The sequence below is a fragment of the Caloramator mitchellensis genome (assembly GCF_001440545.1).
Taxonomy (GTDB): Bacteria; Bacillota; Clostridia; order Clostridiales; family Caloramatoraceae; genus Caloramator; species Caloramator mitchellensis.
The window spans coordinates 30107-47041 of the sequence record NZ_LKHP01000011.1; the positions used below are offsets into that span (position 1 = coordinate 30107).

14 protein-coding genes and 1 riboswitch are annotated in these 16935 nt (G+C 34.8%); of the genes, 9 read left to right on the forward strand and 5 right to left on the reverse strand.

Annotated elements, in window-relative coordinates; all coding sequences use genetic code 11:
- Positions 1 to 17: 17 nt before the first annotated feature.
- The 3 genes from rsmI to ABG79_RS09175 form a co-directional block, all read right to left on the reverse strand.
- Entirely contained in the window at positions 18 to 860 is an 843-nt protein-coding gene (gene rsmI, locus ABG79_RS09165; RefSeq protein ID WP_057979177.1) for a 16S rRNA (cytidine(1402)-2'-O)-methyltransferase, read from the reverse strand.
- A 69-nt stretch (positions 861 to 929) separates the two neighbouring features.
- Positions 930 to 1667, reverse strand: a complete 738-nt coding sequence (locus ABG79_RS09170; protein ID WP_083490403.1) for a tRNA1(Val) (adenine(37)-N6)-methyltransferase — start codon at positions 1665 to 1667, stop codon at positions 930 to 932.
- Positions 1668 to 2210: 543 nt separating this feature from the next.
- Entirely contained in the window at positions 2211 to 3194 is a 984-nt protein-coding gene (locus tag ABG79_RS09175) for an asparaginase (protein WP_057979179.1), read from the reverse strand.
- A 212-nt stretch (positions 3195 to 3406) separates the two neighbouring features.
- Between ABG79_RS09175 and ABG79_RS09180 the strand changes: the two genes are divergently transcribed.
- Positions 3407 to 4081 carry a cytochrome c biogenesis CcdA family protein gene (locus ABG79_RS09180; RefSeq protein WP_057979180.1) on the forward strand — a complete coding sequence of 225 codons (675 nt, stop codon included), beginning with the start codon at positions 3407 to 3409 and terminating at the stop codon, positions 4079 to 4081.
- A 2-nt stretch (positions 4082 to 4083) separates the two neighbouring features.
- Positions 4084 to 4629 carry a TlpA family protein disulfide reductase gene (locus ABG79_RS09185; protein ID WP_057979181.1) on the forward strand — a complete coding sequence of 182 codons (546 nt, stop codon included), beginning with the start codon at positions 4084 to 4086 and terminating at the stop codon, positions 4627 to 4629.
- A 131-nt stretch (positions 4630 to 4760) separates the two neighbouring features.
- On the opposite strand, the gene ABG79_RS09190 is transcribed toward ABG79_RS09185, so the two are convergent.
- Positions 4761 to 6440 (reverse strand): HD domain-containing phosphohydrolase, encoded by a 1680-nt coding sequence (locus tag ABG79_RS09190; RefSeq protein WP_057979182.1) that lies wholly within the window; start codon positions 6438 to 6440, stop codon positions 4761 to 4763.
- Between the two features lie 375 nt (positions 6441 to 6815).
- Between ABG79_RS09190 and ABG79_RS09195 the strand changes: the two genes are divergently transcribed.
- Together ABG79_RS09195 and ABG79_RS09200 are read left to right on the forward strand one after the other, a co-directional pair.
- Positions 6816 to 8279: an alanine/glycine:cation symporter family protein gene (locus ABG79_RS09195; RefSeq protein WP_057979183.1), complete on the forward strand. Its 1464-nt coding sequence runs from the start codon at positions 6816 to 6818 to the stop codon at positions 8277 to 8279.
- 869 nt (positions 8280 to 9148) lie between these two features.
- A complete protein-coding gene (locus ABG79_RS09200) occupies positions 9149 to 10588 on the forward strand; it encodes an amino acid permease (RefSeq protein ID WP_057979184.1) in 1440 nt (479 codons plus the stop codon).
- A gap of 87 nt (positions 10589 to 10675) precedes the next feature.
- Here ABG79_RS09200 and thiT read toward each other — a convergent pair whose 3' ends face one another.
- Entirely contained in the window at positions 10676 to 11305 is a 630-nt protein-coding gene (gene thiT / locus ABG79_RS09205; protein WP_057979185.1) for an energy-coupled thiamine transporter ThiT, read from the reverse strand.
- A gap of 39 nt (positions 11306 to 11344) precedes the next feature.
- Positions 11345 to 11445: riboswitch (TPP riboswitch) on the reverse strand.
- 577 nt (positions 11446 to 12022) lie between these two features.
- On the opposite strand from thiT, the gene sufC reads away from it, so the two are divergent.
- Genes sufC through sufU form a run of 5 tightly spaced genes read left to right on the forward strand, consistent with a single transcriptional unit; the run spans position 12023 to position 16884 of the window.
- Positions 12023 to 12769: a Fe-S cluster assembly ATPase SufC gene (gene sufC / locus ABG79_RS09210; RefSeq protein WP_057979186.1), complete on the forward strand. Its 747-nt coding sequence runs from the start codon at positions 12023 to 12025 to the stop codon at positions 12767 to 12769.
- Between the two features lie 11 nt (positions 12770 to 12780).
- Positions 12781 to 14187 carry a Fe-S cluster assembly protein SufB gene (sufB, locus tag ABG79_RS09215; protein ID WP_057979187.1) on the forward strand — a complete coding sequence of 469 codons (1407 nt, stop codon included), beginning with the start codon at positions 12781 to 12783 and terminating at the stop codon, positions 14185 to 14187.
- A 10-nt stretch (positions 14188 to 14197) separates the two neighbouring features.
- Positions 14198 to 15256: a Fe-S cluster assembly protein SufD gene (gene sufD, locus ABG79_RS09220; RefSeq protein WP_057979188.1), complete on the forward strand. Its 1059-nt coding sequence runs from the start codon at positions 14198 to 14200 to the stop codon at positions 15254 to 15256.
- Positions 15249 to 16469: a cysteine desulfurase gene (locus tag ABG79_RS09225; RefSeq protein WP_057979189.1), complete on the forward strand. Its 1221-nt coding sequence runs from the start codon at positions 15249 to 15251 to the stop codon at positions 16467 to 16469. Before sufD ends, ABG79_RS09225 begins: the two co-directional genes overlap by 8 nt.
- A complete protein-coding gene (gene sufU / locus ABG79_RS09230) occupies positions 16459 to 16884 on the forward strand; it encodes a Fe-S cluster assembly sulfur transfer protein SufU (RefSeq protein WP_057979190.1) in 426 nt (141 codons plus the stop codon). Before ABG79_RS09225 ends, sufU begins: the two co-directional genes overlap by 11 nt.
- Positions 16885 to 16935 lie beyond the last annotated feature (51 nt).

Sequence of the window (16935 nt, forward strand, 5' to 3'; positions counted from 1 at the left end):
CATACTGCATGCCTTTTTTATATATCTAACACCATTTTGTAAACTTCAGATTTTGGAATATTTCTTTCCTTTGCAACCTTTTTTATCGCATCCATCTTGCTAAATCCTTCTTCAATATATTTTTTTACATGTTCTTCAATCGAAATCTCGCTCAAAGTTTCTTCCATTTTCTTTTCTTTTTCTTCCTTTGAAAGACCCTCTAATATAAGCACAAATTCACCAAGAGGCTTTTTTTGTTTAAACGTGTCGATCGCCTCTTTTAAGGTGCATCTTATTATTTCTTCATATTTTTTAGTAAGCTCCCTGCAAAGTGCAATTTTTCTATTTCCAAATGTTTTGTAAAGGTCTTCTAATGTTCTCTCAAGCTTATGTGGAGCCTCATAAAAAATAATAGTTCTTTCTTCATCCAAAAGAGCCTCCAGCCTTTCCCTCCTGCCCTTTTTATCAACAGGCAAAAAACCTTCAAATACAAATCGAGAAGTATTAAGCCCAGAAACTATAAGAGCATTTACAAATGCTGTAGGACCTGGTATGCCAAAAACTTTAATATCGTTTTCTATTGCCATCTTGACAAGAGCCTCTCCAGGGTCAGAAATCCCAGGGGTTCCAGCATCAGTAACAAGTGCCATGCTCTCTCCTTCTAAAACCCTTTTTATTATCTTTTCTCCGCTCTCGTATTTATTATGTTCATGATAGCTTATTAAAGGCTTCTTTATTTCAAAATGATTTAAAAGCTTTAATGTTTGCCTTGTATCCTCCGCTGCAATAAAATGAACGGATTTCAATATCTCAAGCGCTCTTAATGTTATATCGCCCAAATTTCCGATAGGCGTTGCCACAAGATAAATATAACCTGCCATTTTTACCTCCCCATAGGTGACATTCACTTGATTTCTTGACTTCTTGATTTGTTTGTCAATTTTAACAAGCTATCTATCACCCATATTATACATTTTTAAAACTTCCTCTGTGTAATTCCCATTTTCATCATAAACAAAAAGCGGTTTTTCTACTTTCAAAAATTCTCCACCAGCCTTTACAGCTTCAATTAAAACCATGTTAGGCTCCTTATCAATCTTAGGATGCACAAATCTAATTCTTTTTAGTGCAAATTTATGGTTGCTAAGCCCCACTATAATATCTTTTAATCTTTCGGGACGATGAATCATGTAAAATCTGCCATAGCCCTTTAAAAGCCTTGAAGCAGAAAAAATGAGTTCGTCAAGATTAATTAGAATCTCGTGCCTTGAAATTGCCTTTTTGTCTTCTGGATTTTTAAGACCCGTATCGCTTTTTTTATAGGGTGGATTAGACACAACAACATCAAATGAGTTTATGCCAATCGTTCTAAAGCAATCCTTGATGTCACCTTCATAAATTTCAATCTTTTCTTCCAATTTATTTAACTCAATGCTTCTTCTTGCCATTTCTGCAACTTGGCTTTGTATCTCAACTCCAATTATCTTGCTAGGTTTGTATTTTCCATACATAAGAAGGGGAATTATCCCCGTTCCGGTTCCTAAATCCACTACCTTCTCCTTTTTCCTTGCAAAAGCAAAGGAAGATAACAAAACCGCATCTATTCCAAAGCAAAACCAATCAGGGTTTTGAATTATCCTTAAATTTTCAAGTTGCAAATCATCAACTCTTTCTCCCGTTTTTAGCATATCATCACCCATAGTAATTATACAGTATATATCTTTTTTTGTGAACTTCTAAACTATATTAGGGCATTTTTGATTTGCTGCTATTTTGAAGCTATCATAATCCATTGTCCTTAATGAGAAGCTCGATTTTGCAATGAGCATGGATATGAAGTTTTCAAGCAAACTTCTTGATATCATTACAATTAGTGTCTTTTATCATTTATCCGTAAGATTTCAGTCCAAAGTCCGCTTTCTGATTTTTCAAATTACGTCGCGGTGCATATTCTTTCCCTATACTAACCGTCGTCACTATTCAACCTACTACGGGACTTTAATGATAAGATTATGTATATTTAGCACGCACATAAAAAATCCATGTGAACGGATTCACACGGATTATAAAAGCTATCTTATTTAATTTTATTTGAAAGACTCCTGAGCTTAAGCATATGCGTGAAATGATTTAGAAGCTATCCTATATAATTACACTTGCTACAATCGCGCAATTCTTGTCCAAATTGACAAACAAATCAAGAAGTCAAGAAATCAAGTGAATGTCACCTATTAATACAGTTCCATTTCAAATATTTTTTTAATTTCATCAAGGTTCCTTGTTTTTGAAAGTGCAACGATAAGTTTTATTCTTGCCTTTTGGCCAGGGAGATTGTCGCCGAAAATAACGCCTATGTTTCTTAAGTTTTTACCTCCGCCAGGGTAGCCGTAGGAATCAAGAACTCTTCCTTGAAAGCATCTTGAAACAACAACAACCGGTATATTATTATCGATTGCTCTCATTATACCATCAACCATCAAAGGTGGAACATTTCCGCGGCCCATTCCTTCAATTACAAATCCATCTATACCTCTATCGATACAGAAATTTATATAGCTTGAATCCATTCCTGCAACTGCTTTAATAAGTTCAACTTTTGCGTCAATTTTCTCAATTTCTATGCTCTGTTTTCTTTTAGTGTCTCTATAGAATATTACTTTATTGCTGTCAACAATTCCAATAGGTCCTGCGTTTGGAGATTGGAATGCGTTAAGGCTCATAGAATTTGCCTTTGTAACTTCACTTGCAAGAAGCAGTTCGCTGTTAAAGCAAACAAGAACGCCTCTTCCTACTGCCTCATTAGAAATAGCCGTGCAGATTGAAGCTGCAAGGTTGTGCGGACCGTCATATCCAAGCTCTGAACTATTTCTCATAGCACCTGTAACGATAACCGGCTTTTCTGAATCAAGAGTCAAATCAAGCAGATAAGCAGTTTCTTCTAATGAATCCGTCCCATGAGTTACAACAACCCCTGTTATATCTTCGCGGTTTAAAAGTTCCTTTATAAACTTAGACAGCTCAAACATTTTTTCAAGAGTCATATGAGGACCTGGTAAATTTGAAAACGTATAGGGTTCAATTTCCGCATAACCTTCAATGCCTGTAACCATTGAAAGTATCTCCTGAGCCGAAAGAGTAGGAACCGCTGCTTTAATCCTTGGGTCTACCTTCATTGAGATTGTCCCACCATTGAATACTATTGCTACCTTTTTCATAAAAAATCCTCCCTAAAGTGCCAGGCACTTAAGATTAAGTTCAATTATATTATATAATAAATATAAAGTGATAGAAATACTTGCATAAAATTTTATTAATTTAACTTTCGCGTGAAGGAAAACTTTCATGCGATGAATTATAAATAGTTGTTGATAATTGGAATTTATCATAGTAAAATATTATTATACCCCACCAGGGCAGGAGGTGTTTTATGAAGGATATTACATTCGGAATTGTTTTTCTAGAAGGAGTTGCGTCATTTTTGTCCCCTTGTTTTTTGCCATTGATTCCGGTATATCTTGCTTATTTATCGGGTGAGGCAAAGGATAAAAGATTAGTAAAAAACTCAATATCATTTATACTTGGATTTACTTTAATATTTGTCTTGCTTGGTGCAACAGCAAGTGGAGTTGGCAAGTTCCTGCTCGCATACAGGGATTTGTTTGATAAGGTCCTTGGAGTAGTAATCATAATAATGGGACTATTTTATCTTGATATAATAAAATCAAATTTTTTGATGATGGAAAGAAAAGTTAATATAGAAACACAGAACCAAGGCTTTTTAAAAGGTTTTTTACTTGGAGTTGGGCTTGCTTTTGGATGGACTCCATGTATAGGGCCAATTCTTGCATCGGTTCTTGCAATTGCAGCAAGCAAAAGCTCAATGATATTTGGTATAATACTTTTATTTATATATTCAATGGGAATAGCGGTTCCATTTATAATAATGGCTTATTTGATTCAAAGGTTTAACATAAAGACAAATGTATTAATGAAAAAAGCTAAAATAGTTAAACTAATTACAGGGGTTATAATGATTTTAACTGGAATAATGCTATTTACTGGATATTTTGAAAGACTATCAAGTTACTTGTGGAGGTTATAATCATGAACAAAAAATCAATTTATATTTTAATTATTGTTTTTCTTGTGGTGCTATTAGGATATAGCTTCACTAAGCTTGGCCCAAGTTCGGGAGAGCAAAATATACAGAATATAAATGAACAAACAAATCAGAGCACGCTTGAAGGTGCAAAGGATTTTGAACTTGAAAATTTGAATGGAGATAAAGTCAAGCTTTCAGACTACAAAGGGAAAGTCATTGTTTTAAACTTCTTTGCAACTTGGTGCCCACCTTGTAAAGCTGAACTTCCTGGATTTGTTAAGGTTGTTGAAGAGTATAAAGACAAGGATGTAGTTTTTTTATTTGTTGATGTTGGAGAAGACAATTCAACTGTAAAGGGATTTTTAGATGAAAATGGATATAAATTCACACCCCTTATGGACTATGACGGCAAGGTTTCTGATATGTATGGAGTAAGGGGAATTCCGACAACCTTCATAATCAGCAAAGGCTTTGAACAAAAAGAGCAGCATGTCGGATTCATGGATGAAGGAACCCTAAAGGATTTAATCGATGCTGCACTTTGGTGACATTCACTTGATTTCTTGACTTCTTGATTTGTTTGTCAATTTGGACAAGTCTAAAGAAAAATAGTTTTAGCAAAAGCCCAGGGTTGTTTTTTAACTTGCCCTGGGCTAATTATAAATTTATTAAGTTTTGTCTATTTCAGCATCTGCCTTCTAATTTCAATCTGTTTTCTAAACATCTCGCGATAAAGTTCATCCCTTGTTGATTCAGGTATATTTACAAAGTGAAATTTAAAATATTCATGGTCACCTACAGTTGTCGAAAAAACAATTTTTCCAGGTATTTTAATCGTTGTTTTATCGTCAAATTCTATTTGTAATATCCCTATCTCACCCTTTATATGCTTTCTTTTTTCCACATCGAAAACCATAAAAGTAGTTGATGCGGCAGATATTTTGAATATGTTTACATCTATTGCTTCAACAGGGTTTATTTTAATGAATTTTGCATTCAAATTCCATATTATGCTAAACGAGTCGCTAGAATCTTTTACCTTTACTTCATCAATAACAATGGTATAGTCCTCAATATAGCGGATTTTTACTTCTGCTTCTATTAAATTTTGTTGCTTTTCGATAAACAAGCTAGTTGTAAGAACTTTTGCGATATCTACCTCTTTTCCAAAATCAATATTTGTTGACTTAAAAATATGCTTGTCTCCTTCCTTTATCAAAAAACCATCATCCGTTATCATTCTTTTTTCTGTATTTATTACAATGCTGGCAGGAAGCATTAATTCGTTTCCAATTTGATTAAAGGTGCTAAGCTTTTTGCAAAGAACTTGTATCATTGCATCAGCAGCCACTGGGTCAAATTGTTTGCCTATGTTAAGATTTATTTCCAAAATTATCTCATTTATACTCTTTGCCTTTTTATAGGCCCTCTCAGAAAGCATCGACGTCACTGCATCTGCCACAGCAATAATTCTGCATTCTAATGGTATTTCCTCTCCCTTTAATCCGTCAGGGTACCCCTTGCCATCATATCTTTCATGGTGGTGCTTTATAAAGTATGGAACGTCCTTTAGTGTTTCTATGCTTGTAAATAGGTCGTGTGTTATGAAAAATCCATATTCAACATGCTTTTTAACAGCCTCGTATTCTTCTTCTGTAAGCTTATCCTTTTTATTTAAAATATTAGCATCAATAAATATATTACCAATATCAAGAAATATTGAGGCAAAATATAATGCTTCTTTTTTATTATTATCTATTCCAAGTTTTTCCGCGACTTCCATGACCCATGATGCAAGATTGTATCCTCTATTAATCATATAAGGTTGCTTTTCCTTAAGTATTTTGTTTAAAATCATCAGATTGTTTAATATCTTATTTACTTCGTTTTCTTTGTCAAAATTCAGACCAAGATTCATAGATATGGCAATAATTAAGCTTATAAATTCATAGTTAAGTAGCATATTATCATCAATATCTACTTTGTTTTCAAATGACGACAAATATATGCAACCAATTAAACTTTCCTTAAATATCACAGGAATATATACTTCAACCTTTGCCCCATCTGTCAAAGGTGAGTAAATATTTTCATTTTCAAAATCTGCAATTATTATTTCTCTCTTTTCTAATATTTTTTTTAGAATGCTTTTATTTGAGTCAATCAAAAATAGTTTGTTGCAATTTAAACTATCTTCTGGAATGCTCAATATGCAGGTTGCATAAGTTTGATAAGCATTAAAAAACATAAGCCTTCCAGATTCACAATTTGTTAAATCAAGAATCTGCGATAATTTCTTTTTGAGAATTTTTAGTGAAACATCAACGTTTATGCTGGGCAATTCTCTGTAGGTTAGCATATAATCACCTCATTTGCAAATAAGATGCTAATAAATATAATTGACAAACACTAAATAAGCTTAACCCGTGGGGTAAAATAATATTTTTAAATAATGCCTCATTTTCAAAATATTCTTTATTATGAGTAATTATACAAGATAACCAGACAGCTATCAACCCAAAACCAATCTAGTTTGTCCTAATTTTCAAACAATTCAAGAACTCAAGAAATCAAGTGAATGTCACTCAAAAAAAATCAATTATACTTATATAAGCTAAAACTTGGAATATTTTGATATTATCGAAAATTATAAAAAAAGAATTTTTATAATTGATAAAATTCAAATCGTATGTTAAAATCTAATTAAAATATACAAACAGAGGGGGATTTACACATGGATTTAGCTCAAATTGTTGACTTTCTAAACAGTCTTGTTTGGAGCAAAGCACTTATCTATCTATGTCTTGCTGTCGGCGTATATTTTTCGCTGAGAATGAGATTTTTCCAGGTAAGACACATTAAAGAAATGTTCAAACTCCTTATTGGCGGTGGAGACTCAGAAAGAGGTCTTTCATCATTCCAAGCCTTCTCCCTTGCAGTATCAGGTCGTGTTGGAACTGGTAATATAGCTGGTGTTGCAACAGCTATAGCAATGGGCGGTCCTGGAGCAGTTTTCTGGATGTGGGCAATTGCATTTTTAGGTGCAGGTTCAGCTTACGTTGAATCAGTTCTTGCTCAGATTTACAAAGAAGAAAGAGACGGACAATACAGAGGAGGTCCAGCATACTACATCGAAAAGGGAATGGGAATGAAGTGGTATGCAGTTACATTTGCAGTTTCAACAATGGTTGCCTGCGGTCTATTACTTCCAGGCGTTCAGGCAAACAGCATAGCTGCAGGTGTTAAGAACGCGTTTGGCGTAACTCCTTGGATTACTGGTTTAGGAATTGTTATTTTATTAGGACTTATAATTTTCGGTGGGGTTAAGAGAATAGGTAAAGCAGCAGAACTTATAGTTCCATTTATGGCTGGCGGTTATATTTTAGTTTCATTGATAATAATAGCTGTAAATATAACTGAACTTCCAGGCGTTCTTGCTCTAATTTTCAAGAGTGCATTTGGTATGGACGCTGTATTTGGTGGTATATTAGGTTCAGCTATTTCATGGGGTGTTAAGAGAGGTATATACTCAAACGAAGCTGGACAGGGAACAGGCCCAATGGCTGCTGCTACAGCTGAAGTTTCACACCCAGCAAAGCAAGGTTTCGTTCAGGCATTCTCAGTATATGTTGACACATTATTCGTATGTTCAGCAACTGCTTTCATGATTCTTATAACTGGAAAATACAATGTTCATAATCCAGCAGGCGGATTCTTTGTAGAAAACCTCCCTGGAATAGAATATGGTCCTGCATTTACTCAAAAGGCAGTTGAAACATTGTTCCCATCATTTGGTGCGGCATTCGTTTCAATAGCGCTATTCTTCTTTGCATTTACTACACTTATGGCTTACTACTACTATTCAGAAACAAGCTTAGCTTATCTTGTTAACGATGAAGGCAAGAGAAAGCTTTACATCAATATATTAAGAGTTGCTCTTCTTGTATCAACATTTTATGGAACAGTTAGAACAGCTTCATTTGCCTGGGGACTTGGAGACTTAGGTGTTGGTATAATGGCATGGCTAAATATAATAGCTATATTAATACTTCAAAAGCCAGCCCTTGAAACTCTTAAGGACTATGAAGAGCAGAAGAAGCAGGGTCTTGACCCAGTATTTGACCCAGCTAAATACGGCATAAAGAATGCAGATATATGGTATGAAATAAATAAGAACAGGAAAGTAGCTAACAAATAATCATAACCATCCGAAAGATGGGTGTTTTGCTCAAAAGTTTAAAATTTTTGTGTTAAGTGATTGAAAACCTCTTTCTTGGTAGGAATCAAATATAAACCAAGAAAGAGGTTTTTTATGTCATTATTAACAAAAGAACAATTGAAATGTTTAAAGCAATTACAGACATTTATATTGCACTTTAAGAACTTTTCTAATATAATCTACAAGAAATGCTTTAATCAGATATTTTAAAACTATATATAAAGTAGCAAATAAAGAAATTACAAGAGATAAATTCGAAAGTGTAATTAAGAAACGGAAAAGTGAATGTCAATTTACAATAAAGAGTTAGAATATTCTAAGTCCGTTTTACAAATACCCTGAATAAGTTAGAAAATAATGTATACAATTAATATTTTAATAGGCAATTAAGAAAAGTAAAAAATCAAAGGCTATATTTACAAGCGATGAATCATTAGAAAAGATGCTTTTCTTAGTATCCAAGTATATACTAAAAAATGGACATTTAGATTTAGAAATTTGTATATGCTTTTAAATCACTTACTGATATGTATCCAGAAAGAGCGGGGGAATTTAAAAAAACCTCGCCGCAGAAAATTTTTAACTACCTAAATTATCCTCTCATCCCTTTCACATTATTATTAAAGCCTTCAATCTTGCAAAGCATCTAAGACAGCCTAATTCGCCTCTTATCTCTCATTAGTTAAAATCACACCTTAGCAAAAACTTCACCTTAAGCTCCCTTGTCCTAATTGCCAAACAAATCAAGAAGTCAAGAAATCAAGTGAATGGCACTTGACTTGTCCATTATTATCTTAGATAATTATCTTAACCATATTTATTAATTCATTGCATAAAGGGGGATTATTATGAGCAATGCAAAAAAACTAGGTCTTTGGACGCTTGTTATGCTTACCTTCGTTCCAACATTCGGGTTCGGTAACATAACGTCAAATGCAGTTTATCTTGGGCCTGCAGCAATTCCATCATGGCTTTTGGTATCATTGTTATACTTCTTCCCACTGTCAATCATGATTGCGGAATTGGCTTCAGCAAACCAGGACAAAGAAGGTGGTCTTTACACTTGGATTGAAAGTGTAATCGGACCAAAGTGGGCGTTTATAGGAACATGGTCGTATTTCGTTGCTAACTTGTTCTATCTTCAAATGGTGTTCGCAAGAATACCAGTTGCAACTTCATGGGCTATATTTGGCGAAAACAGATTCAACGACCAAAATGCTCACCTATTGCCATACTTGAGCATAGTTATTGCAATAATATTAACTTATATTGCAACAACTGGCGTTAAGAAATTCTCAAAGCTTAGCGACTTTGGTGGAAAATTTACTTTGGCAGCAACAGTAATATTTATAGTTTTTGCTATAGTTGGTTATTTTGCTGGAACTCCTTCAGCAACTCAATTTACTGCTGAAAACACTATCCCTAAATTTGACAGCGCATATTTTGCAACATTCTCATGGCTATTATTTGCAGTTGCGGGTGCAGAAGTTGCAGGAACTTATATAAAGGATGTCGACAACCCAGAAAAGACATTCCCTAAGGCAGTATTGATTGCTACAGTATTTATTGCAATTGCATACGTTATAGGTTCTGTTGCAGTTTCACTTGTCGCATCACCTGAAGTTCTTGAACAAGAAAACCTTAAGAATGCAGGTTATGTAGTTTACAAGATACTTGCTGAAAACTGGGGAATCAATGGAAAGATAGTTGTTCAAATATACGCATTAATTTTCACAATTACTTCAATTGCAGCATATATAGTTTGGATTGAATCACCAATCAGAGCTATGTTTGCTGAAGTTCCAGAAGGAACATTCCCGAAATTCTTAACTGAAAAATCAGAGGATGGAACATTAAAGAAGGCTCTATGGGCACAATGTGCGCTTGTTGTAGTTATGATTGCTGTTCCACTTTTAGGACTTAACTCAATAGATGCATTCTTTAAACTATTAGCTGACCTATCAGCTCTATCACTTGTAATTCCATATGTTGTATTGATTGGAGCATATATAGTGTTCAAGCTAAGAGGAACAAAGGCTCCATTCACATTCTTTAAATCAAACGCAGGTGCAATGACATTTGCTTGGATCGCAATGGTTCTTTCAATTGCAGGTTTCTTTGGAGCAGGACTTGACTATGTTTTAGGTTCAGAAACTACAAAGGACGCTGTTGTATCAATAGTTAAAACCTACGGCGGCCCAATAATACTAATTCTTCTTGGCTATGTTTTAACCTACTTCACAAAGCTTGCCAACAAGAAGTCTGGTGACATTCACTTGAATTCTTGACTTCTTGATTTGTTTGGCAATTCGGACAAGCGATATAAAAATAAAGACCTCCCGTAAAACGGGTGGTCTTTTTTTATTACTAAAAATTCATATTGTTCTAATCTTATTCACCATGCCTTTAAACTGAGGAATTAGTGATATCAATATACACAATAATAGGTCTGGTCCTAGGTAGGATACATTATAAACTATTGAATACCAGAAAGGATTCATCCCCTCTGGAGCATAGCTTGCAAAGAAAATTGCCCCTGATAATATATGGAATATCATTCTTCCAACTCCACCTATCATAATCGCAACTGTAAAATTCCTTCTATATAATCCCGCAAGTCCAAGTGCAGCAAAAGCAAATGGGTAGTCTACAAGAACCTGTGCCCAATGGACAATATATGGTTCCTGTATAAATTGTAAGAGCCCATAAACAGCCCCTGCTAAAAGTCCTTCTCTTACTCCAAACAAATATGCGAATAACATTATTGGAATCATGCTACCAAGCGTAACTGTTCCCCCCTGTGGCATCTGAAGGAACTTAACAAATGACAATACGAATGACATCGCAATCAAAAGGCTTGCAAATGTTAATTTTCTTGTAGTCATCTTTTCATTTGATTTTGAAAATTTCAGTAGGGCAAGCCCTACAAGAACAAGTGCTACCACCAGCACCCATGAGATTAGAGTGATTTTTGAGATGCTCTCAAACACGTTTAAAAATTGCATAAAAAAACCTCCTTTTGAGCCGTCGCAAAAAGGAGAGTAGGAGCACTACTTTCGCTTCCCTTCGCTGGTATTACCCAGTTCAGGTTCCAAGGGTCGAAGGATGTCCTTCCTCTCAGCATAAAGCTCCCCTAGCGAACGGCATTTTATTTTTTCACTTCATTTAAAGTATAACATTAATTCTCCTATTTGGCAATTCATAAGTGACATTCACTTGATTTCTTGACTTCTTGAATTGAATGACAATTTGGACAAGGGCTTTTATTATATACTTTTTTACTGCAATTTCTAAATAGGTCCATGAATAATTTAAACAGCCCTTACATAAAACTTAATAACCATGATTTCTCGACTTTTCAATAGTCCATATTTATGCTCAGGACAAGTAGATCTAAGCGGACAACAAGGGTATAGTCTTGTAAAGATATGCCTATTGAATACAAAGAAAAGTTTGGTGTTACTTTATGAATGAGCCAAGCCTAAGAAATCATCCATGAGCCTTATTAGAAATACATATAAGATAATCGCAACAACCCTTAAAAAAGAGAGCTGCTAAAATTTTACTTATACTATCAGATAATGAAAGAAAATCAAAGTAATTTAAAGATTTTAGACTTAATTCCGACTATTTTGCTCAACATTGATTTTGAATATATGCCCAAAATGTATTATTATAATATTGAGAATGTTATGCAATTAAATAAATGAGGAGATGAAAAAATGTCAAACCTACTGAAAATCAATAATCTACATGTTAATGTTGACGATAAAGAAATTTTAAAAGGGCTGAATTTAGAGATAAATAAAGGTGAAATACATGTGTTGATGGGGCCTAATGGAGCTGGCAAATCTACTCTATCCTATGCTCTTATGGGCCATCCAAGATATAAAGTAACAGATGGAGAGATGATATTTGAAGGAGAAGTTATAAATGAACTTAGAGCCGATGAAAGAGCAAAAAGAGGAATATTCTTATCCTTTCAACACCCTGAAGAAGTTCAGGGAATTACAGTTGAAAACTTTTTAAAGGCCGCAAAGTCTTCACAGACAGGCCAACTCGTAAAGGTTATAGAATTTAAAAGGGAATTATTAAATAAAATGAGTAAGCTGGAAATGAGCCCTGAATATGCAAAGCGATACTTAAATTTCGGCTTTTCAGGTGGGGAAAAGAAGAAAAATGAAATACTTCAGATGGCAATCTTAAATCCAAAACTTATTATTCTCGATGAAACAGATTCTGGGCTTGACGTTGATGCCATTAGAATAGTTTCAAAGGGTGTAAATGAATTTAAGTCAAAAGATGCTTCAATACTTATAATTACCCATCATATCAAAATACTTGATTACTTAAAACCAGATTTTGTTCATGTTCTTGTTGATGGAAGGATTGTTACTACAGGCGACTTTAAACTTGCCGTAGAAATTCAAGAAAAGGGATATGATGCAGTAAAGGCATTAGCTAATTAGGTGGTGTTGGTATGGGAAAAAAGAAAACGATTATAAACGAATTAGAGCGCGGAATATATGATATTAAAAACGAATTAAGGTATAAATATAAGGCAAAGAGCGGTTTAACTAAAGAAATTGTTGAGGAGATATCCTATCAAAAAAATGAACCCAAGTGGATGAGGGATTTCAGACTAAAATCTCTTGAAATATACAATAAAATATCTGTTCCCACCTGGGGCCCTGATATTAGCGAAGTAAACCTTGATAACATAGTAACATATATTAAGCCTGATGTTGACCTAAAAACTAGTTGGGATGAAGTCCCTAAGGATATTAAGAAAACATTTGACCTTCTTGGAATACCTCAGGCAGAAAAAGAGGCTTTAGCTGGAGTCGGTGCACAATTTGACTCAGAAGTAGTTTATCACAACATAAAGGAAGAACTCGTAAACTTAGGCGTTATTTACACCGATATGGAAACTGCAGTTAGGGAATATGAGGATATAGTCAAAAAATATTTTATGAAGCTTGTTCCTCCAAACGACCATAAGTTTGCAGCACTTCATGGTGCCGTATGGTCCGGAGGCTCATTTGTTTATGTTCCTAAGGGAATAAACGTTGAAATACCTCTTCAATCCTATTTCAGATTAAACGCTCCTGGAGCCGGTCAGTTTGAGCATACTCTTATTATAGTTGAAGAAGGTGCAAAGCTTCATTTTATCGAAGGCTGCTCTGCTCCTAAATACTCTGTTATCAACCTTCACGCAGGATGCGTTGAGCTTTTCGTAAAAGAAGGGGCAACATTAAGGTATTCAACAATCGAAAACTGGTCAAAGAATATGTATAACCTTAATACAAAAAGAGCAATAGTTGAAAAAAATGGGACCATCGAATGGGTATCAGGCTCCTTTGGTTCAAAGGTTTCGATGCTCTATCCCATGAGCATATTAAAGGGAGAAGGCGCAAAGGCCGAATTTACTGGAATAACTTTTGCAGGTAACGGACAGCATCTTGACACTGGTGCAAAAATAGTTCACGCTGCACCATATACTTCCTCTAATATTAACTCAAAATCAATCTCAAAGGACGGAGGAGTTGCACTTTACAGGGGAGTTGTAAAAATAAGCAAGGATGCTCATCATTCAAAATCAACCATATCCTGTGAGAGCCTGATGCTTGATGATAAATCAAAATCCGACACAATCCCAGTTATAAAGGTTGAAAACGATGAGGTTGATTTAGGCCACGAAGCAAAGATTGGAAGAATCAGCGATGACGTAATATTTTACCTGATGAGCAGGGGGATTTCTGAAAAGGAAGCAAAAGCCATGATAGTTAGGGGTTTTGTTGAGCCAATATCAAAGGAATTGCCTCTTGAATATGCAGTTGAGATGAACAATCTTATTAATATAGAACTTGAAGGAACCATAGGTTAGGAGTGAGGCTATGAAATTAAATGAATTGCCAGTTAAAACTTATAGATGGCTTAATGTAAACGAATACATTTTTGAAGATGTTTTAGAATATAAAAAATTTAAAGGAAGGATTGAAATAACATCAGACAATGATATTCTGATTAAAAATTCCCTTGATGTTGATACGCAATATTTCGATAAAACAGAAGAGGAATCTTCTTTCGAAATGCAAAATTATATAAATGAAAATTTTAACTCAGGAGTTTTTATACACGCTAAAAAATCCCATCAAATACCTGTAAAAATAGACTTTAAAGTTGAAAGCGATGACTTACTTATAGATAAAAATATTATAATCGCAGATGAAAACAGCAATATAACTATAATATTCAACTACGAAGGTGCGGGTAAATCAAATCACTTTGGAATTACAAAAATATTTGCTAAAAAAAATTCAATTGTAAATATAATTAAGGTTCAAAGATTGAATGATTCTTCTACACACATAGATACTGTTTTAGGATACGCTGATGACGGAGCTAATATAAAATTTATTCAGGTTGAAGTGGGCGCAAAAAATGCAATAACAAATTATTTTACAAGACTTAATGGATTTTCGAGCAGCTCCGATATTAAGGCTATTTATTTTGGAGACAAAGAAAGGGTCCTTGATTTGAGCTACAAAACGTATCATATTGGCAGAAAAACTAAAGGCAATATAGAAGTTAAAGGCGCATTGAAGGACGATGCAAAGAAGATTTTCAAGGGAACACTGGATTTTGTAAAGGGCTGTAAAATGTCAAAGGGAAGTGAAGAGGAATACACCATACTTCTCAGCAAAGATGCAAAATCAGACTCGGTTCCGCTTCTTCTATGCAGCGAGGATGATGTCGAAGGTGCACACGCTGCAAGCACTGGAAAACTTGACGAAAATAAATTGTTCTACATCATGAGTAGAGGCTTTACCGAGAATCAGGCAAAACTTCTGCTTATTGAAGCTTCTCTAAAGCCTGTAATTGATTTAATACCAGATGAAAAAATAAGGGAAGAAATCTGGAATTCAATCGAAGGGAGAATTGATAATGTTTAATGTAGACAAAATAAGGGACGATTTTCCCATATTAGAAAGACACGTTAACAATAAAAGGCTTGTTTATCTTGATAATGCAGCAACCACTCAAAAACCTGAGAGCGTAATCAAATCAATAAAGAAATACTATGAAAAATTCAACGGAAACCCCCATAGAAGCCTCCACGCATTAAGCGCTTTATCAACCGAAATATACGATGCTTCTAAGGAAAAGGTAAGGCAATTTATAAATGCTGACTCTGTAAGGGAGATTATATATACAAAAAACGCCTCTGAAGCAATAAATTTAGTTGCCAATTCATATGGCCTAAATTTTATTGAAAAGGGAGACGAGATTGTAATTTCAATAATGGAACACCACAGCAACATCCTTCCATGGCAAAAGGTAGCAAAGGCAAAGGGCGCGGTTTTAAAATACATGTATATAAACGATGAGGGAATTATTCCCGAATCCGAGTTTGAAAAAATTACTGATAAGACAAAGTTTGTATCCATCGTCCATGTTTCAAATGTTCTTGGAACTGTAAACCCTGTTAAAAAGATTATTGAGATAGCTCATAGTTTTGATGCAAAGGTTCTTGTGGACGCTGCCCAGAGCATCCCTCACATGAAGGTTGATGTTAAGGATTTAGATGCAGATTTTTTAGTATTTTCTGCACATAAAATGCTCGGCCCTATGGGAATTGGAGTTTTGTATGGAAAGGAGAATTTGCTTGATACAATGCCTCCATTTTTGATGGGCGGAGATATGATTGAGTATGTAACCGAACAAGATGCAACCTTTGCTGAGCTTCCATATAAATTTGAAGCTGGGACTCAAAATGTAGATGGAGCAATGGGCCTTTCAGCCGCAATGGACTATTTAAATAAAATTGGAATTGATTCAATCCATGAGTATGAGGAAAGGCTTATAAATTATGCCTACGATAAAATATCAGTAATTCCTCATGTTAAAATAATAGGTCCAAAGGAGCGTTCATCGGTTATTTCTTTTACAGTCGATGATGTTCACCCCCACGATGTAGCAACGATTCTCGACAGTTACGGAATTGCAATAAGGGCAGGCCACCATTGTGCTCAGCCTCTTATGAGATATTTGAATCTCCCTGCTACATCAAGAATGAGCGTATATTTTTACAACACATATGAGGAAATTGACTATTTCGTTGAAAGTTTGAAAAATGTAAGGAAGTGGTTAGGATATGGAGCTTAATGAACTGTATAATGAAATTATAATGGAGCATGTCCAGAGCGGTCACAATAGAAGGCATATAGATGGTGCCGATGTTAAGGAACATGGCCATAACCCAAGCTGCGGAGATGATTTAACCCTTGAAGTTAAATTTGAAGGGGATTTAATAACTGATGCTGCCTTTACTGGAGTTGGCTGTGCAATTTCTCAAGCCTCAACATCTATAATGATTGACTTGATTAAAGGAAAAAGCAAAGACGAAGCTCTACGCCTTGTTGAAACATTTTTAGGTATGATTAAAAGGGAAATAAAAGATGAGAAAGACCTTCAAATGCTTGAGGATGCTATTATTTTAAAAAATATTTCTAATATGCCTGCAAGGGTAAAATGCGCTACCCTCGCCTGGCACACTCTAAAGCAGGCTATAAATAGGTGACATTCACTTGATTTCTTGACTTCTTGATTTGTTTGTCAATTTGGACAAAGC